General features: G+C 37.3%; 18 protein-coding genes. 11 read left to right on the top strand and 7 right to left on the bottom strand.

The window, feature by feature from the left end; all coding sequences use genetic code 11:
- Positions 1 to 65: 65 nt before the first annotated feature.
- The 3 genes from O0955_RS16240 to O0955_RS16250 form a co-directional block, all read right to left on the bottom strand.
- Complete coding sequence (locus O0955_RS16240; RefSeq protein WP_269428612.1) at positions 66 to 1,151, bottom strand: Ldh family oxidoreductase; 1,086 nt, start codon at positions 1,149 to 1,151, stop codon at positions 66 to 68.
- Between the two features lie 48 nt (positions 1,152 to 1,199).
- Positions 1,200 to 2,786 (bottom strand): bacillithiol biosynthesis cysteine-adding enzyme BshC, encoded by a 1,587-nt coding sequence (gene bshC / locus O0955_RS16245; RefSeq protein WP_269428613.1) that lies wholly within the window; start codon positions 2,784 to 2,786, stop codon positions 1,200 to 1,202.
- Positions 2,787 to 2,924: 138 nt separating this feature from the next.
- Positions 2,925 to 4,775 carry an alpha-L-fucosidase gene (locus O0955_RS16250; protein WP_269428614.1) on the bottom strand — a complete coding sequence of 617 codons (1,851 nt, stop codon included), beginning with the start codon at positions 4,773 to 4,775 and terminating at the stop codon, positions 2,925 to 2,927.
- Between the two features lie 197 nt (positions 4,776 to 4,972).
- Here O0955_RS16250 and O0955_RS16255 point away from each other — a divergent pair, with 197 nt between their 5' ends.
- Positions 4,973 to 7,747 carry a TonB-dependent receptor gene (locus O0955_RS16255; RefSeq protein ID WP_269428615.1) on the top strand — a complete coding sequence of 925 codons (2,775 nt, stop codon included), beginning with the start codon at positions 4,973 to 4,975 and terminating at the stop codon, positions 7,745 to 7,747.
- Between the two features lie 69 nt (positions 7,748 to 7,816).
- On the opposite strand, the gene O0955_RS16260 is transcribed toward O0955_RS16255, so the two are convergent.
- The 4 genes from O0955_RS16260 to O0955_RS16270 form a co-directional block, all read right to left on the bottom strand.
- Positions 7,817 to 8,827, bottom strand: coding sequence for a bestrophin family protein (locus O0955_RS16260; RefSeq protein WP_269428616.1), 1,011 nt, complete (start codon positions 8,825 to 8,827; stop codon positions 7,817 to 7,819).
- A 163-nt stretch (positions 8,828 to 8,990) separates the two neighbouring features.
- Positions 8,991 to 9,332: a zinc-ribbon domain-containing protein gene (locus tag O0955_RS18225; protein ID WP_428982469.1), complete on the bottom strand. Its 342-nt coding sequence runs from the start codon at positions 9,330 to 9,332 to the stop codon at positions 8,991 to 8,993.
- A gap of 157 nt (positions 9,333 to 9,489) precedes the next feature.
- A complete protein-coding gene (locus tag O0955_RS16265) occupies positions 9,490 to 11,391 on the bottom strand; it encodes a DEAD/DEAH box helicase (protein ID WP_269428617.1) in 1,902 nt (633 codons plus the stop codon).
- A gap of 350 nt (positions 11,392 to 11,741) precedes the next feature.
- Positions 11,742 to 12,209 (bottom strand): DUF4293 domain-containing protein, encoded by a 468-nt coding sequence (locus tag O0955_RS16270; RefSeq protein WP_269428618.1) that lies wholly within the window; start codon positions 12,207 to 12,209, stop codon positions 11,742 to 11,744.
- Between the two features lie 84 nt (positions 12,210 to 12,293).
- On the opposite strand from O0955_RS16270, the gene truA reads away from it, so the two are divergent.
- The 10 genes from truA to O0955_RS16320 all read left to right on the top strand — a co-directional run bounded on the left by truA (position 12,294) and on the right by O0955_RS16320 (position 22,869).
- On the top strand, positions 12,294 to 13,046 hold the full coding sequence (gene truA / locus O0955_RS16275; RefSeq protein WP_269428619.1) for a tRNA pseudouridine(38-40) synthase TruA: 753 nt from the start codon (positions 12,294 to 12,296) through the stop codon (positions 13,044 to 13,046).
- Between the two features lie 92 nt (positions 13,047 to 13,138).
- Entirely contained in the window at positions 13,139 to 14,908 is a 1,770-nt protein-coding gene (locus tag O0955_RS16280; protein WP_269428620.1) for an ABC transporter ATP-binding protein, read from the top strand.
- Positions 14,909 to 14,962: 54 nt separating this feature from the next.
- On the top strand, positions 14,963 to 15,985 hold the full coding sequence (locus O0955_RS16285; RefSeq protein WP_269428621.1) for an isoaspartyl peptidase/L-asparaginase family protein: 1,023 nt from the start codon (positions 14,963 to 14,965) through the stop codon (positions 15,983 to 15,985).
- A gap of 57 nt (positions 15,986 to 16,042) precedes the next feature.
- Entirely contained in the window at positions 16,043 to 17,329 is a 1,287-nt protein-coding gene (dctA, locus tag O0955_RS16290; RefSeq protein ID WP_269428622.1) for a C4-dicarboxylate transporter DctA, read from the top strand.
- 139 nt (positions 17,330 to 17,468) lie between these two features.
- Positions 17,469 to 18,467 (top strand): 23S rRNA (adenine(1618)-N(6))-methyltransferase RlmF, encoded by a 999-nt coding sequence (rlmF, locus tag O0955_RS16295; protein WP_269428623.1) that lies wholly within the window; start codon positions 17,469 to 17,471, stop codon positions 18,465 to 18,467.
- Positions 18,468 to 18,738: 271 nt separating this feature from the next.
- The gene (sucD, locus tag O0955_RS16300) at positions 18,739 to 19,611 is read left to right on the top strand and encodes a succinate--CoA ligase subunit alpha (protein ID WP_269428624.1); all 873 of its coding nucleotides are present in this window, start codon (positions 18,739 to 18,741) and stop codon (positions 19,609 to 19,611) included.
- Positions 19,612 to 19,758: 147 nt separating this feature from the next.
- Positions 19,759 to 20,151 carry a GxxExxY protein gene (locus O0955_RS16305; RefSeq protein WP_269428625.1) on the top strand — a complete coding sequence of 131 codons (393 nt, stop codon included), beginning with the start codon at positions 19,759 to 19,761 and terminating at the stop codon, positions 20,149 to 20,151.
- A gap of 215 nt (positions 20,152 to 20,366) precedes the next feature.
- Entirely contained in the window at positions 20,367 to 20,867 is a 501-nt protein-coding gene (locus tag O0955_RS16310) for a methionine-R-sulfoxide reductase (RefSeq protein WP_269428626.1), read from the top strand.
- Positions 20,868 to 21,066: 199 nt separating this feature from the next.
- Positions 21,067 to 21,447: a septal ring lytic transglycosylase RlpA family protein gene (locus O0955_RS16315; RefSeq protein ID WP_269428627.1), complete on the top strand. Its 381-nt coding sequence runs from the start codon at positions 21,067 to 21,069 to the stop codon at positions 21,445 to 21,447.
- A 447-nt stretch (positions 21,448 to 21,894) separates the two neighbouring features.
- Positions 21,895 to 22,869, top strand: a complete 975-nt coding sequence (locus O0955_RS16320; RefSeq protein WP_269428628.1) for a ribonucleoside-diphosphate reductase small subunit — start codon at positions 21,895 to 21,897, stop codon at positions 22,867 to 22,869.
- Positions 22,870 to 22,917: the final 48 nt, after the last annotated feature.

Below are 22,917 nucleotides of genomic sequence, written 5' to 3' on the forward strand. Positions count from 1 at the left end.
TAAAACCATTGTACTTGGTCAATATTGCCGTAGATCCTGGTTAGATCTGCGGCTTTTTTATGTCATTAATTTAACGGAGCGATGCCCAGTTTTTCAGCAAGTTCGTTTAAGTCTTTAACTACAACATCAATAATCGGAATCCCTGAAACTTTTCTTTCCTGTTCAAATTCATGTTCAGGCTCACCGGGAATAATTACTTTTTTATCCGAATTTATTGTTTTAGCACTTTTAAAACGTTCAATCCAGTTGTCTAAATGATCTTTAAATTCTGTTGCAGGACGAAAACCATCAACCCGCATGGCACCCAGGAAATGACCAAGTCCTTCGCCCACTGGATTTGCTGAAGGTTCTAAAAATGCGACGAAAGGTGGCACCCAAGGGCCGTAATTTGCACCAGAAAGCACCGCTGATAAAATATCTACAGTTGCACTCAAACCATAACCTTTATGACTGCCATGGTCTTTATCGCTTCCCAGCGGCAGTAAAGATCCACCATTTTTTAATTCATTCGGATCAATAGAAGCATTGCCATTTTTGTCCTGCACCCAGCCATCCGGAACATTTTTATTGGCTCTTTGAGCAATTTCCAGTTTTCCGTTTGCGGCAGCAGCAGTAGCCATGTCTACAATTACCGCAGGATATTTTCCCGCCGGGAAAGCATAACACATTGGATTGGTGCCCAACAAACGTTCATTTGCATAAGTAGGGGCAACTAAGGGGCTTGCATTGGTCATACTAACCCCAATCATATCTTTTTCTACCGCCATTAAAGCATGATAACCTGCAATACCAAAATGATTGGAGTTTTTAACAGAAACCCAGCCACTACCGTATTTCTCTGCTTTTTCTATGGCCACTTTCATGGCAAATGGAGCAACAACAAGGCCTAATCCGCCATCACCATCAACCGTTGCTGTTGTAGGCGTTTCATAAACTACTTTAATATCCGGCGTTGCATTTATTCTTTTCTTTTCCCACAAACGAACATATCCACTTAACCGGGCTACTCCATGTGAGTCAATTCCTCTGAGATCAGAACGCAGTAACACATCAGTTGCCAAGGTTGCATGTTCATCAGAACAGCCAATCTTTTTAAAAACGTTATAAGTAAAAGTTCTGAGTTCGGTTTCGGTAAAAGTGATGAAGTTCATTTTTTTATCAAATAGTGAGTATCAAGGTCAAAACATTTGCTTAAAGCTTTACGGTAGCAGCAAAGTAAAATCGCCACCTAAAGGTTCAAAGTTTTCAATTAATGAAGAAAGAAAATCTTCTCCATAATTTACGTACATAGGCGCAATATTAGAAATTCTTTCCTGCAATGTGCCATTTGGGAAAAGCCTTTTCTTTACATTTTCTATTTGTTGCAAAGAAAATTCATGTTTCCTTTTTTCCGCTCTGAACAATTTTTTCTCCAGATTGGATAAAAGATGATTGGTTTTTTGTCTGGCAGAATCCGTTGAAGCCGAAAGCGTTTTATCGACTTTAAAAGAATTCAGTTTAATCTGATCAAAAATACTGTTAACGGCTCTTATTTCATCTGAAAGACTCAATTGTGCAGTCGAATTTTTCTTTACCCAGATGTTTTTTAGTTCTTCGGCAGGAAGGAAAATATCTTCCAGCGTAAAACCTAAACTATGAAGATTTTCGGCACTTCGTTTATCAATTAATAAAGCCGAATTCCGCAAAAGCAATACCGGGAAATCAATTTTATAAAAATCGAAATTGGCTTTAAGCTGCATCCAGTATGATACTTCTGCACCACCACCGATGTAGGCAATATTTGGTAAAATTAATTCCTCGTACATTGGGCGCATCACCACATTAGGACTAAAACGCTCCGGGTTTGAATTAATTTCCACTTTTAATTCTTCTTCTGTAAAATGAATACTGGTATGGTTTACTTTATAAGTTTTGCCTTCTAGAATAATTCTTTCACGTAATTCATCCTTAAGGTAAAAGAAGTTAATATCACGGCCGTTAACCTGGGTTTTATAACCTAAATCTTCGAGTTTTGAAGAGGTTTCCTGAATAATTCTTTCGCTATTTTGCTGCAAAATATCAGCTGTTATTATAGGCGCAAAAAGGCTTTTTAACCGTTTATCATCTGCATTTACAATAACAAGCCCATATTTTTCGAACAAACTGTTCACCATAAATCTGGTGGCATCCGCTAAATTATCATGCTGCAAATAGGCTTGCTCAACCAGTTTGGCAATTCGTTTACCGTTTTTTGAAATACCCAGATAACCTTTGTAAGCCGTAACTGCTGCGGCAACAGTTTTGGTACTCAATCTTCCGGTTGCACCGTTAGTGGTTTGTATCCAGCTTATGTTTTTTTCATCAACACTTACGTGATTAATTTCATCAAAGTCGTGATCTTCTGTTGCCATCCAGTACACCGGAACAAAATTTTTATCCGGATGTGCGATTTTTAGCTCTATGGCCAGGTTTATTGCCGTTACAATTTTATAAATAAAATAAAGCGGCCCGGTAAATAAATTTAACTGGTGACCTGTTGTAACTGTAAAAGTTTGATCTGAAGCTAAAAGTTCAATGTTTTTACTTACTGATTTATTAACCTGCAGGTGTTGGTATTGTTGTTTTAAAACATCAACTAAAATGGTTCTGTCGCCTTTAAAATTTCTGTTTGCTATGGCTTGTGCCAAACCATCCATATCGGGGCGGTAACTGTAAAAAGGAGCAAGTTGTTCCTCGTTATTTATATAATCTAAAACCAGTTTGGAGAACGAACCGGTTTCCTGATAAGAAATATATTTTGCCTGCATGATTTGCGAATTAAGGCAAATTTAAGCAGAAATTGTTTTTAGCCTGCATATTTTACAAATAGTAGATAAAATCGTGATTGGATTAGACTATGTTATTGGGTTAATTTGAAGGCGAGTCTGCCTCCGGCCACTGCTCAATTACAAATTGCTTTCTATGGCACCTACTTTCTCTCTGTACAAATCAATTGGTCCATCCAGTAATACGGCAATTACCGTTAAATTTTTATCTAATTTATCTTGTGGTACAGGAATATAAATAATGCCTGGTATTTTACTCCAATATAGTTTATTGTAAACTTCGTGTGGAAGCATGGTCCCCTCGCCAACAATCCTGATTCTGCTGATTTGATTTTTAAGTCCTTTTATTGCAATAGGGCCGGTTGGTTTCCCTTCTACAAATAAGTAAAGCGTTTGCTTATCTGCAGATAAGGTCGTATTCCCATCGTAATGACCTGCGGGAATACCAGCAGTTGTTTTATACAATACTTCAGCATTTTTAACAATCCATTCTTTTGCTTCAGTATCCAATGGTTTTACATCAGAAGTAAAGCTTAATCCATCGGCCGATAAATTTGTATTATTAAAAATGTTTGTTCCTTTATTTAAATCGGTTGAAAGCTTTTTAAGTTTGGAAACCGTGGAAGATTTTGTTTGAGCATTTAATAAAGTAGCTAAATTCAGCGTAGCACCAACCGGATTAACTGTTTTTATTGCTTCATCAAATTTTACAGCAACTACCGTTACATCTTTATCGTAAGCATTTTCCGGAACTTCAATGATGTAATTTTGATTATCAGCTGCTTTAAAATTAATCTTGCCCTCATAGCCAATAACTGAAACGGATTTAATTTTAGTCGCTAAACCTAAAAGTGTTATGCCTGCTTTATCCTGGTAATCCAGATACAGAAATAAGGTTTTTTTATCCTTAGACAAAGCTGTTTTTCCGTTAAAATGTCCCGGCTCTAATCCAGATTGTGTACCGTAAATGGCTTCTGCATTTTTTTTAGTCCAGCGACCCAAATCTTTCAATATCGAAACCTGTTCAGTCGCAATTGTACCATCTGCTTTCGGACCAATGTCCAGTAGTAAATTTCCACCCATGCTGATGCAATCCACCAGGGTACGAATAATCATATTTGAGCTTTTATACTTTTGATCGTAAGGTTGAAAACCCCAGGAATCATTCATGGTATAACAAAGTTCCCAGTAAGGTGCGTTTGGCTTTACAACAGGTACGCCTTGTTCTGGTGTCTCGTAATCTCCGTGTTCATCCAGGCGGGAATTAATAATGATGTTCGGATTATAACTACTCAATAACTTACGTACTTTGTCGGTCTGCCATTCTGTTGCAGAATGCTCCCAGTTCCCATCAAACCATAATAAATCTGGTTTAAATTGAGCCGAAAGTTCATTTAACTGGCTTTGGTAATAGGTTAGAAAAGAATTCCAGCGTTTTGGGTCAGCTTTGAAATCATAACGCTTGCGGTCTCTGGTAAAAACGTCATAGTTTTCATAACTCCAATCCGGTAAAGAAAAATATAAACCAGTTTTTAAGCCAGATTGCTTTAAAGCGGCAACAAAAGGTGTGATTAAATCTTTTTTTGCTGCACTGTTTTTTAGCGTGGTTGTAGCATCAATGGCCTTTGTATTCCAAAGAGATACACCATCGTGATGTTTGGTCGTTATTACCGCATATTTTGCCCCACTTTCTTTAATTAACTGAACCCAGTTGGCAGGATCATATTTGGAAGCATTGAAACCTTCCAATTGCTTCATATAAGCCTCGTGATTAGTGTAATTGTTAAAAAAAGACCAGGATTCTGAAATTCCATTTACAGCATACACGCCCCAATGGATAAAAATGCCAAGTTTAGCATCTCCAAACCATTCCATTTTACGATTCGGTTCAATAGGTTTAGCGGTTTGTCCGTAAATGTTTCCGGTAATTGCAAGGAGTAATAAGCAGGTAACTATCTTTTTTAAGTGCATTTTTATATTAATAACCTGTAAATGTATTTTATTTGGCGGATAACTTATTGAACTTAAAAGGTAAAATATTAAGTGTAATTGGAGTCAAGGCCTCTTTAGGTAAATGGTAACGAAAAAGTTATAGTATATTAAATCTATAGATTTTATTCGTATATTTGTGATTTACAATTAACATGTAAATTAATACAAATTAGCTTATGAAAAATAAATTTTACCTGATTATTTCTTTATCTTTTTTATTTGCATCGGGGCTTAAAGCTCAGGTGGTAAGGGGAGTAGTGAGCGACTCGCTTCAAACAATTATCGGGGCAACTATTTCTGTATCAGGCCAAAATATTAAGGCTGCTACAAATGCACAGGGAAAATATGAGTTGAAATTTCCTGCAGCGGGAACCTATACCATTAATGCGGCTTATGTGGGCTACCAAAGTCAGCAGAAAAAGATTACTATTGCTGCAGGAGAAACTAAAGAATTAAATTTTGCACTTGCAGAGAACAAAAACGACCTGGAAGGCATTGTAGTTGTAGGATCAAGAAGTGCACCACGTTCTCAAATGGAAACGCCTGTGCCTGTTGATTTAGTCGATGTTAAAAAGATTGCTCAAAATTCACCTCAGGTATCTTTGGCTCAGATTTTAAATTATGTAGCACCCTCATTTACTTCAAACGTGGCCAACCTCACCGATGGAACCGATCACATAGATCCGGCTTCTTTACGTGGCCTGGGACCAGATCAGGTTTTGGTATTAATTAACGGGAAACGCCGTCACACCACTTCACTGATCAACATAAATGGTAGTTTAGGAAAAGGCTCAGTAGGAACGGATTTAAATGCAATACCTACAGCTGCAATTAAAAGGGTAGAGGTTTTGCGTGATGGGGCAGCAGCGCAGTACGGTTCTGATGCCATTGCAGGTGTAATTAACATCATTTTAAATGAAGATGTGAATAAACTTTCTGCCAGTATCACCGGTGGTGGCTTTGCAGGTAAACATTCTGACGGCTTAGATGGGGAAACAGCTCAGGCGAATGTAAACTACGGTGTTAAATTAAATGATAAAGGAGGTTTCTTAAATCTTTCCGGCTCTTTTGATTACCGTGATTTCGCTTCACGCACCACTCCTTACCGTGGTGTTATTTTTACCGATTACAATAATCCAACTTTGTACCCTGCGCCTACAGGAGTGGATATAACCGATGCTGAATTGGCCAGAAGAGGCCTAACCCGTGGAGATTTTGTTCCAAATATTGGTCAAAGCAAAAACCGTGGCGGTGCATTATTTTTAAACTCAGTGATTCCCGTTTCTGATGGTGCTGAAATTTATGCTTTTGGTGGTTTAAACTATCGTAATGGTACATCAACTGCATTTTACAGAACACCGAGACAATTAACACAAACCAATGCAACCATTTATCCTAATGGTTTCCTGCCGGAAATTATAACAGACAATAACGATCAGTCGCTGGCAATTGGTATCCGTGGAAATTTAGGTGAATGGAAAGCTGATTTCAGCAATACTTACGGACGCAATTATATTAATTTCACGACGTCGAACACCTTAAATGCTTCTTTATTAACCGCATCTCCAACTTCATTTGATGCAGGAGGTTATGATTTTGTGCAAAATACAACCAATTTGGATTTTACCCGCTTTTTTAAAAATACCTTAAACGGAATTAACGTTGCATTTGGTGCAGAACACCGTTACGAAAACTATAAAATTATTGCCGGTGAAGAAGCTTCTTACGTAAATTATGGTAATGCCATTAATGTAGGTACAACAGCTAACCCAATTCTAATTCCTGATCCAAAAGGAAATGTTTCTACACGTTTTGCTGCCAATGGAGCTGCTTATGGCGGTGGTGCACAAGGATTTCCGGGTTTTAGTAAAGATAATGCAACCAACGTTGGCCGCTCATCTGTTGCCGCTTATGGTGATGTTGAGGTTAATTTTACAGATAAATTTTTAGTAGATGCAGCTTTACGCTTTGAAAATTATTCTGATTTTGGTTCTACCCTTAATTTCAAATTAGCGGGCCGGTATAAATTCTCTGATCAGTTTGTATTGCGTGCTGCGGCAAGTACAGGTTTCAGGGCACCTTCGTTACAGCAACGTTATTTCAATGCCACATCAACGGTATTTATTGATGGTAACTTTGTTGAATCGGGAACTTTTGCAAATGACAGCCGTGTAGCACAACTTTTAGGAATTCCTAAATTAAAAGAAGAAACATCGACCAGCTACAGTGCCGGATTTACTTCAAACTTAGGAAAGTTTAAAATTACGGTAGACGGATATTTTATTCGTATTAACGACCGAGTGATTTATACAGGTCAGTTTAGCGGAAGCAATGCTGCATCTGCATCCGCTCAGGATAAAGAAATTTACAATCTTTTGCGTTTGGCTAATGCCAGTACGGCACGTTTCTTTGCAAACGCCGTAAATACTGAAACCAAAGGTATTGATGCGGTAGTTACCTATACAACCAGTTTAGGTAAAGGTACTTTGAGAACAGATTTGGCCGGTACAATTTCTAAAACTTCATTGATTGGCGGTATCAATACCTCTCCTTTATTGGCTGGTAAAGAAAATACTTATTTAGATGAAGCCAGTGTGATTTTATTAACAAAAGTGGTTCCACGTATAAAAGCTAATTTAACATTTGATTATACCCTGAATAAGTTTAACGTGTTTTTGCGTAATGTTTATTTTGGTAAAGTATCGCAACCCACCAATGTTGTGGCCAACAGACAGGAATTACCAGGTCGGGTAATTACCGATTTAGGCTTGGGTTATAACCTGACTAAAAACCTGAAATTAACTGTTGGAGCCAATAATATTTTTGATGTTTATCCGGCAGAACTTTTATTAGGAAGCCAGGGTACTTCGGGTATTTTGTATCCAAACCAGGCACCGCAATTTGGTTTCTTGGGCCGTTATGTGTTTACCAGAATCAATTTGAATTTCTAGTTATTAACCTGATATTTAATACAAAAGGTCTGCAAATTTAATTTGCAGACCTTTTTTGTTTTATAGTCTTTATAAGATGATGTTGTTTTTTGGCTGAAGGGCAGGAGGTAAATCGGTTTCACCCAGCATTTCTCTTAAATCTATTTCTATGGTGCGGCTCATTTGTGAAATAGGGACATCATTTGCACTGCCTTCAAATGGGTTTTCTGTACTTTCACCCACTTGTTCTAATGAAGTATAAACCCACGAAATTAAAACGCTGAAAGGAATAACCAGCCAAACCATATTGCCTTTCATCATTCCCTCTACGCTTTCATTGAGTTTATCAAATTCTTTTAACATTCCGAAAGGGAGTAAAAGGCAAAACAACTTAATGAAAAAAGCATTTATCGTGGCAAACTGGCGTGGATAAGGAAAGTTTTTGATTCTTTCACTGCGTCCTTGCTGATCATAAAAATCTCTTATCATTTTTTGCAGTTCGATAAACTGAAGCATATCTATTGCCTTGGCGGCCAATAATTCTTTAACCGTTTTAGATTGTAAACTCATTAATTGCACAGCCCTGTTTTTGGTACCTAAAATATAATTCAGCTCTACTGAAGGAATATATTTAGCGAGTTCGGTTTCTAAAGCGCTTTCTTTTTCCGGAATGGTAAAGAAATTCCGGTATTCGGCATTGTAAGATTTGTTGCCGTTTTCCCACACCCGGCTGTCTCTCATTTGGTAACGCAATGCCGTTAACCAGGCAAAATGACGGTAAATAAGTTCTTTTGTTTTTTGAGGATTGTCGGTTAAAAAGTCCCGGCTCATGGTTCCCCAGGTTCTGCTGCTGTTTAAAATGGCACCCCAAATTTGTCTGGCTTCCCAGGTACGGCTATACGTTTGTGTATTTTTAAAACCTACAATAAATGCTGTGGCTGTACCCAGCAAAGCAACAACTGTCCAGGGTATGGCTAGCCAGGTAAACCCAAATATTTTATATAAAACGGTTGGAACAACACCTATAAAAAATAGGATAAAAATGTTTCTCCTTGTCCACAGGAGAAATTCGGACAGCCTGTAAGATTTACCGGAATGCATAGTTTGTTATCTGATTGTGAATTTACTAATGAGCATTCCGGGCAGGCACAACAAGGCATAACCCGACCGGAAATGTTCAGGCATGAAGTTACGGGTTTTCTGTAATGATTATTGAAACCGGTTTAAAAAACCAATATTTCAGACCATTAATAAAACAAGTAATTTATTTTTTGAGAATTGAAGATACTATAGCAAAAAGAATTGGTATAGAAATTAAAAACAAACCAATAAAATGCCAGATAGGTGTTTTGGCTCTCTGCGCAATTTCTGTAAGGCTATTTCTATACTCATTAGGCATTTGTCTTTGTGCCAATGTTTGTTTGCAATGTGTACAATACGAATAGTATTTTTTACCTATTGGAAAAACAGGTATCCAAAACACATGGAAATAGCTGGAAATAGCAGTGATGTAAATCGTGTCTTGCTGCTGGCAATGAGCACAAGTACAGTAGTTTAGCTTTTCTGTAAGTACTGTCGAACTTCTCGTCCCGAAGAAAAAAATCATAATAGTCTTTAGTTTACGGGATGAAAAAAATAGGGAGCGTTTTTATCTGATGCCCCGAAAATATAAATAATTTTCTAAAAGTTTAAATATTTTTTAAAATCATAAAAAAACCGGTTTTGAATTAACAAAACCGGTTTTAAATATTTGGATTAGGGTGTTACCACTTTTTTCTGCGTTCGCCACCACCTTCTCTGCTTCCACCTTCACGTCTTCCGCTACCGCCAGTGCTGCCACCACGATCTTCGCGTTTACGGCCAGAGAAATCTCTGAATCCGCCACCGCTGTTTCCACCTTCACGTCTTTCGCCACCACCAGAACTTCTTCTGTCGCCACCATAACTGCGTCCACCTCCGCCACTTCTTCTTTCTCCGCCAAAACCACCGCTGCGTCTTTCGCCACCATCACGTCTTGGTCTGCCATCACTTCCGTCACGACCACCATCACCGCTTTTCTCGATACGAACATTACGGCCTTTGAATTCTACAGCTTTGAAACCTTCGAAAACTTTCTCAGCAACATCATCTTCAACTTCGAAGAAAGAATAAACACCTTTTAAATCGATTTTACCAACGCTTTTGCCACCAATTTTTGCATTATTGCAAATAAAAGATAACATATCGCCACGGGTAAATTCATCAACAGAACCTAAGTTGATAAACAAACGGGTGTAACCTTCGCTACCTCTGTTGTTACCACGTACGCGATCACGTTCGTTACGATCTTCAGCTACTGCAGCATTTAAATCAGGTGCTTTAGAATAATAATCTAAAAAGCGGTTAAATTCTAAAGATGCAAAACGTTTGATCACTTCTTCTTTACTTAACTCCGCAAATTCGTCCATAATACGGGGAATGTACTGATCTATTTGCTCGGTATTTACTTCTACATTATGTACTTTGTGTACTAAAGAGAATAATTGTTTTTCGCAAACATCAAATCCTGTAGGAAGCTCAGCTTTAGTAAATTGTTTACCAATGATGCGCTCCAGCTGACGGATTTTACCAACTTCTTTAGAGTTGATGATACAGATTGAAATACCTGTTTTACCAGCACGGCCTGTACGACCAGAACGGTGGGTGTAACTTTCAATTTCATCAGGTAAAGAGTAGTTAATTACGTGTGTTACGTTATTAACATCGATACCACGGGCGGCAACATCAGTCGCAATTAACAATTGCATGTTACGCTCACGGAAACGTTGCATTACTTTATCACGTTGTTGTTGTGATAAATCACCGTGTAAAGCGTCAGCGTTGTAACCATCTTTAATTAAATGCTCTGCAACATCTTGTGTATCCAGTTTGGTTTTACAAAATACTACTGCAAAAATTTCAGGGTTAAAATCTACAATCCGTTTAAGGGCTGCATATTTATCACGTGCACGAACGATGTAATATTCGTGTTCGATGTTTACGTTACCTGTGTTTTTAGTGCCCATGGTTAATTCAACAGGCTCGTTCATGTATTTTTTAGCAATACGGCGAACTTCTGCAGGCATGGTAGCCGAGAATAACCAGGTTTTTTTGTCATCCGGAGTGGTTGATAAAATGTCGTTGATGTCATCCTGGAAACCCATGTTTAACATCTCGTCAGCTTCATCAAGCACAACATATTTAACACCAGAAAAATCAATTGCCTTACGGCCAATGATATCCAGCATACGGCCGGGCGTGGCCACTACGATTTGTACGCCCTGGCGTATTTCGCGTAGTTGTTGCATAATGTTAGCACCACCGTAAACGGCAACTACATGAGCATTAGCAACGTTTTTAGAAAAGTTTTTAAGGTCGTTAGCGATCTGTAAACATAATTCGCGGGTAGGGCATAAAATTAATGCCTGCGGTTTATTGCTTTTAAAATCGATTAGTTCTAACAGCGGCAAACCAAATGCGGCTGTTTTTCCTGTTCCTGTTTGGGCCAAACCAACAAAATCATTAGTGCCTTCTAACAGTACAGGAATACTTTGCTCCTGAATAGGCGTTGGATTTTCAAATCCAAGGTCCTTTACGGCATTAACGACGTCATCACTTATCCCCAATAATTGAAATGGGTTTGTCATTCGTCTTTTTATTATTTTAATTGAGCCGCAAAGGTACGGTTAATAATCCGTATTTTATTGATAGTTAAGGAAATAATAAATTGAGGTAATTATTTGAGAATTAAGGAGAAAGGGCAAGTATAGATTGAAAGCATTAAAAACACAATAGATATTTAACCAAATAATCTTCTTGATTGTTGATAGGGCTTTAATTTTCTAATGATTATTTTTATTAGCTATTACAATTCTCGTTTCATTATAAAAGCATGTTCTTTACATTTTAGTGAAGAAATCCTGTCATCCTGAGGCACGAAGGATCTGGTTTTGCTAAGAGATGCTTCCTTTGTCAGCAAGACAGTTTCTGCTTGCCACTATCTCAGTCTTTCGGCAGAACGGATTAACTTTTCGTCTTTATTGATGCCGATGATAGCCATTATACAAAACAGGATTGATACTGCAGGCAAATAAGCACCGAAATCAAAACGTGCCCCATCGATACCCCCGGGCAGCTTTTGAGCAAAAATACTACACCAAAATGCAAAACCACCTATTGCAATGATTGAAAACACAGCAATGCGCTTTTGCATTGTTCTTCTTTTAAAATTAAAAATGTTAATAAAACAAAGCACAGCAACCACAATATTTGTAATTAAAAGTGGGGTAAATTGCTCCATTAAAAGACCGGGGCCTGGTTTTCCAACAACATCCTTATATAAGCCTACCGTGTGAATTTCTGTTTCGGTAGTTTTATTTTCTTTGCTTACCAATGGTAAAAACATCATTAAAATCAATGCTATCGTTGCAAGTAGTAACCAGATGGACTGTATTCTTTGTATCATGTTAATCAAATATTTTTCACAAATATATTTAAATCTGATTTACCAGCTCATCTAATAAAAGGAAAAAAGTATTTTTGCATCGCTTTGAGTAAAAAACGATATTTCATACAACTTGCTTATGATGGCAGCTTATACCACGGCTGGCAAATTCAACCGAATGCAATAACGGTGCAGGAGTGCCTGGATAAAGCTATGTCTATTTATTTTAGGCAAACCATCGAAACCCTTGGTTGTGGCAGAACGGATACCGGAGTGCATGCAACAGAATTTTTTGCCCATTTTGATATTGAAGATGTAGCAGAAGAGTGGGTATTAAATGCTATATCAGGCATTAATGCTTTGCTGCCATATCAAATCGCTGCTAAAAAAATAATTGCAGTAGCTGACGATGCTCATGCCCGTTTTGATGCAACAGCAAGGGCTTATAAATATTACATTCACTTTGAAAAAGATCCCTTTAAGCTTAACCGGTCCTGGTTGGTAAAAGATAAGCTGGATGTTGTTTTAATGAACGAAGCTGCAAAAGAATTGTTTAATTATCAGGATTTTTCCTGTTTTAGTAAATCGAATACACAAACATTTACCAATAATTGCACAATTAGCAAAGCTATTTTTGAAGAAACAGAAGGAGGCTTGGTTTTTACCATTAAAGCCGATCGGTTTTTGAGAAATATGGTACGTGCCATTATGGGTACACTGATTAGGGTTGGTAAAGGCGAAATTGATATTGAAGACTTTAAAAAGATTATAGAAAGTAAAAACCGAAGTAAGGCAGGTCAATCTGTTGCGGCCTGTGGCTTATATTTGGTAAGGGTAGAGTATCCTTATTTGGGGTAGCAATTGGTTCAGTTAACCGCATAAATTGGTTAACTGGTTAATCGAAAATTAAGCCACTTGTATAATAACAATTTAAACAATTAACCATAAAAATGGCAATAACGGGCGACGTATACAATACAGGATTATTAAAACGTATTTTTCAATACGTAAAGCCTTATCGTACCGTTTTTATTTGGTCGGTAATTTTAACGGTTATGCTGGCGGCCATTTCTCCAGTTCGTCCTTTTTTAATTAAATATACACTCGATAATTATATTTTAACAAGCAAATATTCTGGTTTGGTTAACATGACGATGCTGATGGTTTTCATGTTGATTCTGCAAACCATTATTCAATATAATCATACGCTTTTAACCAACACTTTGGGGCAATCGGTTATCCGGGATTTACGCATAAATGTTTTTAACCACATTACTAAACTCCGGCTTAAATTTTTTGATAAAACGCCAATTGGTCAGCTGATTACCAGAACGGTTTCTGATTTGGAAACCATTGCTGATATTTTTTCTGAAGGATTAATTTCTATGATTGGTGATACTTTGCAAGTCATTGTAATTATCGGAGTAATGCTTTATACCGATTGGGAGTTAAGTATCGTGGTGCTTTTACCCATCCCCCTGTTAATTGTCGCGACAAGGAAATTTCAAAAATCTATAAAGGTTGCTTTTCAGGAAATCAGAACGGAGGTTGCAAACCTGAATACCTTTTTACAGGAACATATTACCGGTGTTTCAATTGTGCAGTATTTTGCGAGAGAGAAACAGGAGTACAGAAAGTTTAATGCAATTAATAAGCGTTACCGCGATGCAAACATTCGTTCTAACTGGTACTATTCTATATTTTTTCCGGTGGTTGAGTTAATATCAGCCATGTCATTAGGTTTATTGGTTTGGTATGGGGCAAAAAGTATTCTCGCTAAACCAATGGATGTAACTCCTGGCACTATTACCCAATTTATTATGTATCTGGGTATGGTTTTTACGCCTATCCGCCAACTGGCAGATAAATTTAACACCCTGCAAATGGGTATGGTTGGTGCCGAGCGTGTTTTTAAGGTATTGGATACTGATGAAAGTACACCTAACGAAGGGAAACAAAAGCTATCACATCTGGAGGGTAATATTAAATTCGAAAATGTTTGGTTTGCCTATAATGATGATAACTATGTGCTTAAAGATTTGTCATTCGAGGTTAAATCCGGACAAACTGTTGCTTTGGTGGGGGCTACCGGTGCCGGGAAATCTTCTACCATTAATATTTTAAACCGTTTTTACGAAGTTAAAAAAGGCAATATTACAGTTGATGGTATTCATATTCAAGATTTTGAACTGGATTATCTGCGTAGTAATATTGCAACGGTTTTGCAGGATGTTTTCCTGTTTTCGGATACGATATTAAATAACATTACCTTAAATAACCCTCAAATTACTCTTGAAGAAGTGGTTAATGCGGCTAAAAAGGTAGGGGCGCATGATTTTATTGAACGTTTACCGGGTGGGTACCAATATAATGTAATGGAAAGGGGGGCAACGCTTTCGGCCGGACAGGCACAACTCATTTCATTTATCAGGGCTTTGGTTCATAATCCGGCAATTTTAGTTTTAGATGAGGCAACTTCATCGGTAGATACTGAAACAGAATTGCTGATTCAGAAAGCAATAGATAATTTAATGGATGGGCGTACTTCTATTGTAATTGCACACCGTTTATCAACCATTCAAAAAGCCGACCAGATTATTGTACTGGATAAAGGGGAAATAAAAGAAAAAGGGACGCACCAGGAATTATTGAAACTAAACGGTTATTACAAAAAGCTTTACGATTTACAATTCTCTTCCGAAGGAATAGCGAAGGCTTAATGCTTGGTTATTCAGTAGTTTTCTTAATTTAACGTCTTCAAACTAAATAGAAAGATGAAATCATTAAAACTACTTCTGGTCATGTTATTTTCTTGGGTAACATTAGCGGCTTCTGCACAGCAAAAATATGTTATGGTTATTCATGGTGGCGCCGGAACCATTCTAAAAAAGAATATGACCCCTGAAAAAGAGGCGGCCTATATTGCTGCTTTAACACAGGCACTAAAGGCAGGTTATGCAGAGATTAAATCCGGAAAGTCTAGCCTGGATGCCGTGGAGGCAACCATTCATGTGATGGAAAATTCTCCTTTATTTAATGCAGGTAAAGGTGCCGTTTTTACACATGATGGCCGGAATGAGTTAGATGCAGCCATTATGAATGGCAAAACTTTAGAGGCGGGGGCAGTTGCAGGTGTTACGACCATTAAAAATCCAATTTCTGCCGCACGTGCAGTTATGGAGAAATCAGAACATGTGATGATGATGGGTGCCGGTGCAGATCAGTTTGCTAAAGAAGCCGGGCTTGAAATTGTAGATCCAAAATATTTCTGGACTAAGGAAAGATGGGATGGTTTACAAAAAGCAATTAAAGAAGATTCTACAAAAGCAGTATTGGATCACGGAAGTAAGAAATCTGAACTTTTAGGCATCAAAAATCGTGATTATAAATTTGGAACAGTAGGCTGCGTAGCTTTAGATAAAGCAGGTAATTTAGCTGCCGGAACTTCAACAGGGGGCATGACTAATAAAAAATATGGCCGCGTAGGAGATGCACCAATTATTGGTGCAGGCACTTATTGCAATAACGAAACCGCTGGTATTTCCTGTACCGGTTGGGGCGAATTTTACATTCGCAACGTGGTGGCCAAAACCATTTCAGATTTAATGGAATATAAAGGTTTATCAGTTGCCAAAGCATCGAAAATTGCGTTAGATAAAGTGGGTAAAATGGGTGGTGATGGTGGTTTAATTGCGCTGGATAGAAAAGGAAATGTAACCATGCCTTTTAATACCGAAGGGATGTACAGAGGTACAATTACGGCTGATGGTAAGATAGAAGTGCTTATTTATAAATAGATATTTCCCGTGCCAAATAAAAAAATAGTTCTATATTTCGTTTCCCAAACAAGGTAAATGACATTTTTAAAATTTGCAAAGCAGGTATTCTCCAATTTAACATTTCAGGTTATTATTGCCATTATATTGGGGATATTTATCGGTACTTATTTTCCAGGCTTTGCGCCAACAGCCAAATTAATTAGTCAGGGCTTTATTAACCTGATTAGCATGTTAATTGCCCCGATTATATTCTTCACCATTGTTTTAGGTATCGCACACATGGGCGATATGAAAAAGGTAGGCAGAGTGGGCGGAAAAGCACTATTGTATTTCGAAATTGTAAGTACAGTAGCTATTGCAATTGGCTTATTAGTTGCTAATATTTTAAAGCCGGGTGCCGGAATGGTGGCTAAAACTGGCGATGCTACAAAAATTGCAGGTTATGCTGAGCAGGCTAAAGATATGAACTGGGCAGAGTTCTTTCTGCATATTATTCCTCATAATATTATTGCATCATTTGCCGAAGGGAATATTTTACAGATTTTATTATTTGCCATTCTTTTTGGTTATGGTTTGAATAAATTGGGTGGAGAGGGCACAGCGGTTTTAAATGCCTTTGATAAAATCTCGAAAGTGCTCTTCAAAATCATGAAGGTAATTATGCGTTTAGCGCCAATTGGTGCTTTTGGCGGAATGGCTTTCAGTATTGGTACGCATGGTTTACAAAGCATAGTGGGTATGGCGAAACTAATGGGCTCAGTTTATTTAACCTGTATTTTGTTCATCTTTGTGATCTTAAATGGCATTTGCAGGTATTATAAATTCAGTTTGTGGCAATATTTAAAATACATCAGGCAAGAAATTTTAATTGTTTTAGGTACTTCATCATCCGAATCGGCACTACCCAGTATGATGCAGAAAATGGAGGCAATAGGCTGTGATAAATCAGTAGTAGGTTTAGTTATTCCAACCGGTTATTCGTTCAATCTTGATGGAACTGCCATTTATCTGGCAATGGCGGTAATTTTTCTTTGCCAGGTTTTTCATGTCGATTTATCATTAGGACAGCAGATTACCGTTTTGGGTGTGCTTATGGTTACCTCTAAAGGTGCTGCTGGCGTAACCGGAAGTGGTTTTATTGTATTGGTATCTACACTTACGGCACTTAAAATTATGCCTATTGAACACATTTCGATCTTAATAGGTGTAGATCGTTTTATGAGTGAAGCAAGGGCTATAACCAATGTAATCGGAAACGGTGTTGCCACAATTGTTATTGCAAAAAGTGAAAACCAGTTTGACGAAGCGAAGTATTTAAAAGCAATTAGTCCGGCTGAGATTGAGAGAATTGAAGAAAGTTAATTTGGAGTTTTCCGCTCAAATCAAGCGCTATTCCTTTTTTAAAGTCCTCCGTTAAACTGCTCCCTAAAAACTCCCAACTCTTTTCGCTACCTTTGCAATAGAAATAAGCACACAGCTTATTTAATTAATCCATAGCATATTGGCTCAGCAAAAAGAAAATAGCCGCTCTGAAAAGAGCGAGCTGCACCCACGCAACAAACACCGTTCGCGTTACAATTTCAAACAACTTATTGGTACCTCCAAAGAACTTAAACGTTTCGTTTTTAAAAACGACCACGATGAAGATTCTATAGATTTTGCAGATCAAAGTGCGGTAAAAGCACTTAATAAAGCTTTGTTGAAACATTTTTATAATATTCCGCAATGGGATATTCCTAAAGATTACTTATGCCCGCCAATACCTGGAAGAGCAGATTATATCCATTACGTAGCCGATCTTTTAGGATCAAGCAATAAAGGTAAAATTCCAAAAGGAAATAACATTAAAGTGCTTGACATTGGAATGGGGGCTAATTGTATTTATCCGATTATCGGACATCAGGAATATGGATGGAGTTTTGTAGGGTCTGATATCGATCCGCTTTCTATTGAATCTTCGAAACGTATTATTGATGCCAATAAACCTTTGCAAGGTGCCATCGAACCCCGTTTGCAGGCCTCGAAGATGGGGATTTTCAGAGGTATTGTTGGTGCAAAAGAACAATTTGATGTAACCATTTGTAATCCACCATTTCACGCTTCATTAAAGGAGGCAGAGCAAGGAACCCGTCAAAAATGGAGAAACCTTAAAGGCGAAGCCGAAGTAAAACACGTTTTAAATTTTGGTGGAAATAAAGCCGAATTATGGTGCCCTGGAGGAGAGCGTGCTTTTGTTGAGCAAATGATTATTCAGAGTGCGCAGATTTCGAATCAATGCTTATGGTTTACCTCTTTGGTTTCTAAAAGTGCAAACTTAAAAAGTATTTATAGCGCATTAATTAAAGCGAAAGCTTTCGAAGTAACCACTGTTCAAATGTCGCAGGGACAAAAAATCAGTCGTTTTGTAGCCTGGACTTTCCATAATGAAGCTGCGCAGGTAGAGTGGGCAAAGAAATGGAAAACTGAAAATAAAAAGACCGAAGAAGTTAAAAGTCTTTAGTCTGTATAAATATCAATAAGCAAAGCCTGATTAACAATTAATATTAATCAGGCTTTTTGCTTTGCTTTAAGTTTTCTTTTAAGCCTTTATTGAAAGTATTCATAAAGCTGATTGTGAAGATCCCGGTATCAAATCGGGAGAAGCGTAAAACAGAACAGAAGTCGAGATATTGTAATTCCTTACATTTACATGAAATTTACAACTAAATAATATGCTTTTGGGTTTGACTTTCCAGTCAATAATATTAGCTTTGCACAAAAAAAATTGATACATGAGCGTTTTAGTAAATAAAGATTCTAAGGTTATCGTTCAGGGTTTTACCGGAAACGAAGGAACTTACCACGCCGAGCAGATGCTGGCCTATGGTACAAACGTAGTTGGTGGTGTAACGCCTGGCAAAGGTGGGCAATCGCATTTAGATAAGCCTGTTTTTAATACTGTTAAAGATGCCGTTGATAAAACGGGTGCAAATGTATCTATCATTTTTGTGCCACCAGCTTTTGCTGCTGATGCAATTATGGAAGCTGCCGAAGGTGGTATTAAAGTTATTGTTTGTATTACTGAAGGTATCCCGACAAAGGATATGATTCAGGTTAAAGAATATATTGCTGACCGTGATGTTACGCTTATTGGCCCTAACTGTCCTGGTGTAATTACTGCTGATGAAGCTAAAATTGGTATTATGCCAGGTTTTATCTTCAAAAAAGGTCATGTAGGTGTGGTTTCTAAATCAGGAACTTTAACATACGAAGCCGTAGATCAGGTTGTTAAAGCTGGTTTAGGTATTACAACGGCTATCGGTATCGGTGGTGATCCAATTATTGGAACGCCAACTGTTGAAGCAGTTAAATTATTAATGAACGATCCTGAAACTCACGGTATCATCATGATTGGTGAGATTGGTGGAGGTATGGAAGCTGAGGCTGCCCGTTGGATTAAAGAACATGGTACTAAGCCAGTTGTTGGTTTTATCGCTGGTCAAACTGCGCCTCCGGGACGTAGAATGGGGCACGCTGGTGCTATTGTTGGCGGTGCTGACGATACTGCCGCTGCTAAAATGAAAATTATGCGTGAGTGCGGTATTCGTGTAGTAGAAAGTCCTGCTGAAATTGGTGCTGCAATGGCAGAAGAATTAGCCAAGTAAGATTTAAAATTTATATATAAAAAAGCGTTTCGATTTGGTTCGGAACGCTTTTTTTTTAAAAAAATTAGCCACAGAAACGCAGAGAACACGGAAAAATAAAAAGGAAAACATTAAAATTATAATTAAATTGGTTAAAAATTATCGCTCATGGATTATCAAATTAAACAAGATTATTTTCCCTATAAAAATGAAACTGATTTAATTATTAATGCTGCAATTGAGGTTCATAAAAATCTTGGTAATGGTTTCTTAGAAATTGTATATAAAGATGCTCTTTGTATGGAATTTGAATATAGGAGTCATTTTTATGAAAGAGAGAAACATTATCCTCTCTATTATAAAGATGTTCTATTACCTCATAGTTTTTATGCTGATTTTGTAGTTTTTGATTCAGTTATATTGGAGACAAAGGCAAAGAGTGGAATAGCTAATGAAGACTTAGCTCAAACCATAAATTATTTAAAATGCTCTGAATGTAAAGTAGGATTGATTTTAAACTTTGGAAAACCACTCCTTGAAATAAAAAGAGTTGTATTATAACAATTCAGTGTAATTCTGTGCTTCCGTGGTAAAAAGTGTAACTGGCACTCAACTTATCAGATGCCGAAATCTGTATTTCTATGTATCAACCCTAACGAAATATAATTTATCACCAATTTGTAAACTGTACTATAAATTTTTATAACAACAAACCAAAATCAATAGCTTAGCGTATATGTGTTTATAAAGCCATTGGCTATTTAAATACACACAAAATGAAAACGATGTTAAATAAACTAATTTTAGTTTCCGCTGTTATTATAACAATGGGATTTAGTGCTTGTGCACAGAAGCAGGATAAGCAGGCAAAACAAGCCAAAGAAACAGAACAAATAACACCAAAGAAAAAGATGAACTGGAATCCATTAACACCCGAAGAAGAAAGAGTAATTGTTAATAAAGGAACTGAATACCCTGGTACCGGAAAATACGAACATACTACGGATAAAGGAACCTATACCTGTAAAAGATGTAATGCAGCACTTTACCGTTCAGAAAGTAAGTTTGATGCACATTGCGGATGGCCAGCGTTTGATGATGAAATTAAAGGAGCAGTTAAACGTATTCCGGATGCAGATGGATCACGTACAGAAATTGTTTGTGCAAATTGTGGGGCCCATTTAGGTCACGTATTTTTGGGAGAAGGATTTACCAATAAAGATACCCGTCACTGCGTAAATTCAATCTCTATGAATTTTGTGCCGGATAAAAAATAAGAGTTGGATAAGTTGGGTTAGGATAAGGTGTAAAACGAAAGTTTTACACCTTTTTTTATGTCCGTTTAAAATGTTGTTACCCTTTTTAACCCGTATAATTTATTGGCTTTAACTTGTGTTGAATGCTGATTTTTCGGTTAAAAGTTTGATTATAAACTAAATGCTTATATTTGCAGGCTCTTTAAAAAAGATTTAGCTTATGAGATACCTTCTGTTATTAAGTAGCTTGTTTTTGTTTTTACATAGCAACGCACAAAATTCTGATTCGAATAATGAACCGGACAGCATCAAAAAAACAGGATATGCAACCTATTACCACAGAAAATTTGAAGGCCGCCGCACCTCAAGCGGGGTAAAATACAGAGGCAGTAAACTAACGGCTGCACACAGAACACTTCCATTCGGAACTAAAGTTACAGTAACTAATCTGGTTAACGGAAAATCGGTAACGGTTAAAATCAACGACCGGGGTCCATTTGTTAGAAAATACGCCATTGATTTATCAGAAAGTGCTGCAAAAAAAATTGGCATCTTCCGTTTGGGTACAGCTAAAGTACAGCTGAGCTATATTGTTGAATAATACTCTTTTTAAGTCTAATTTGGAGACCAAATTTAAGTTATTAACACTCGTTTTGGTTTCCTAAACCCTTAAAAAGAAATGATTAGCTTTTTTTTCCATCGAAAATGATATTTATCTGATCGTTTTCTCCACCAAATCAAACCCAGTGTTAACAACTTTGATTAACAAAAAAGGGCTCACTTCTATATATTTGTTTAACAAAGTTCTTTAAGTTCTTGCGTTTGAAAACAAATATAAAAGCTTAGTTTTTAGTAATTTAAAAAGCGGATCTCCTGATTTAAAAATTAAATTTCCTTAACTAAAAACCAAGTTGTTTGCCAAAAGCCGGGCTTAGCACTTTCACAAAAGAGTTTTGATACAAGACCAAACAATCATCATATAAAATTGATGGCTGCGGTGCTTTGTCTGCTCTGATTAAATGGATTAAAAGATTAAAAATATCAGCGTATGGAACAGGATGAATTACTATTAAGAGAAAACAAAGACCGATTTGTGCTTTTACCAATTAAGTATCCGGCAATCTGGGAGATGTATAAAAAAACCGAAGCCAGTTTCTGGACTGCAGAGGAAATCGATCTTTCTGACGACCAAAAGCACTGGGATAATTTGAATGACGGTGAAAGACATTTTATCTCTCATATTTTGGCTTTCTTTTCTGCCAGTGATGGTATAGTAAATGAAAACCTGGCTGTAAACTTTATGAGTGAAGTTCAGTTACCTGAAGCCCGTTGTTTTTATGGTTTCCAGATTATGATGGAAAATATCCATGCCGAAACATACGCTTTATTAATTGATACTTATATTAAAGATCCGGAAGAAAAAGACCGTTTGTTTCATGCTATCGATACTGTTCCGGCTGTAAAAAGAAAAGCAGAATGGGCGCTTCGCTGGATTGAAAACGGAAATTTTGCAGAACGTTTAGTTGCTTTTGCTGCAGTAGAAGGTATTTTCTTTAGTGGTAGTTTCTGTTCTATTTTCTGGTTAAAAAAACGTGGTTTAATGCCAGGTTTAACGTTCAGTAACGAACTGATCTCAAGAGATGAGGGTTCTCACTGTGAGTTCGCATGTTTGTTATACAGTATGTTAAGCAATAAACTATCCGAAAAACAAGTGCACGCCATCATTAGCGATGCAGTTGAAATTGAAAAAGAGTTTATTACAGATGCCTTACCGGTTGCTCTAATCGGTATGAATGCAAAATTAATGAGTCAATACATCGAGTTTGTAGCCGACAGGTGGTTACAGGAACTTGGATATAAAAAGATATACAATGCATCAAATCCATTCGATTTTATGGAAATGATTTCATTACAGGGAAAAACAAACTTCTTCGAAAAACGCGTGGGCGATTATCAAAAAAGCGGTGTGTTAACATCTGCTGATAATAAAGCACAGGCATTTTCATTAGATGAAGACTTTTAAATAGAGCTTAAAAACTAAAGCGTAAAGATTGCACCTCCCTTCATTTGC

Origin of the sequence: Pedobacter punctiformis, assembly GCF_027213715.1 — a bacterium.
GTDB classification, from domain to species: Bacteria; Bacteroidota; Bacteroidia; order Sphingobacteriales; family Sphingobacteriaceae; genus Pedobacter; species Pedobacter punctiformis.

Coding starts and splice junctions, on each gene's coding strand:
- O0955_RS16240 (WP_269428612.1), bottom strand. CDS start 1,151: ATGAACTTCATCACTTTTACCGAAACCGAACTCAGAACTTTTACTTAT.
- bshC (WP_269428613.1), bottom strand. CDS start 2,786: ATGCAGGCAAAATATATTTCTTATCAGGAAACCGGTTCGTTCTCCAAA.
- O0955_RS16250 (WP_269428614.1), bottom strand. CDS start 4,775: ATGCACTTAAAAAAGATAGTTACCTGCTTATTACTCCTTGCAATTACC.
- O0955_RS16255 (WP_269428615.1), top strand. CDS start 4,973: ATGAAAAATAAATTTTACCTGATTATTTCTTTATCTTTTTTATTTGCA.
- O0955_RS16260 (WP_269428616.1), bottom strand. CDS start 8,827: ATGCATTCCGGTAAATCTTACAGGCTGTCCGAATTTCTCCTGTGGACA.
- O0955_RS18225 (WP_428982469.1), bottom strand. CDS start 9,332: ATGATTTTTTTCTTCGGGACGAGAAGTTCGACAGTACTTACAGAAAAG.
- O0955_RS16265 (WP_269428617.1), bottom strand. CDS start 11,391: ATGACAAACCCATTTCAATTATTGGGGATAAGTGATGACGTCGTTAAT.
- O0955_RS16270 (WP_269428618.1), bottom strand. CDS start 12,209: ATGATACAAAGAATACAGTCCATCTGGTTACTACTTGCAACGATAGCA.
- O0955_RS16280 (WP_269428620.1), top strand. CDS start 13,139: ATGGCAATAACGGGCGACGTATACAATACAGGATTATTAAAACGTATT.
- O0955_RS16285 (WP_269428621.1), top strand. CDS start 14,963: ATGAAATCATTAAAACTACTTCTGGTCATGTTATTTTCTTGGGTAACA.
- dctA (WP_269428622.1), top strand. CDS start 16,043: ATGACATTTTTAAAATTTGCAAAGCAGGTATTCTCCAATTTAACATTT.
- sucD (WP_269428624.1), top strand. CDS start 18,739: ATGAGCGTTTTAGTAAATAAAGATTCTAAGGTTATCGTTCAGGGTTTT.
- O0955_RS16305 (WP_269428625.1), top strand. CDS start 19,759: ATGGATTATCAAATTAAACAAGATTATTTTCCCTATAAAAATGAAACT.
- O0955_RS16310 (WP_269428626.1), top strand. CDS start 20,367: ATGAAAACGATGTTAAATAAACTAATTTTAGTTTCCGCTGTTATTATA.
- O0955_RS16315 (WP_269428627.1), top strand. CDS start 21,067: ATGAGATACCTTCTGTTATTAAGTAGCTTGTTTTTGTTTTTACATAGC.
- O0955_RS16320 (WP_269428628.1), top strand. CDS start 21,895: ATGGAACAGGATGAATTACTATTAAGAGAAAACAAAGACCGATTTGTG.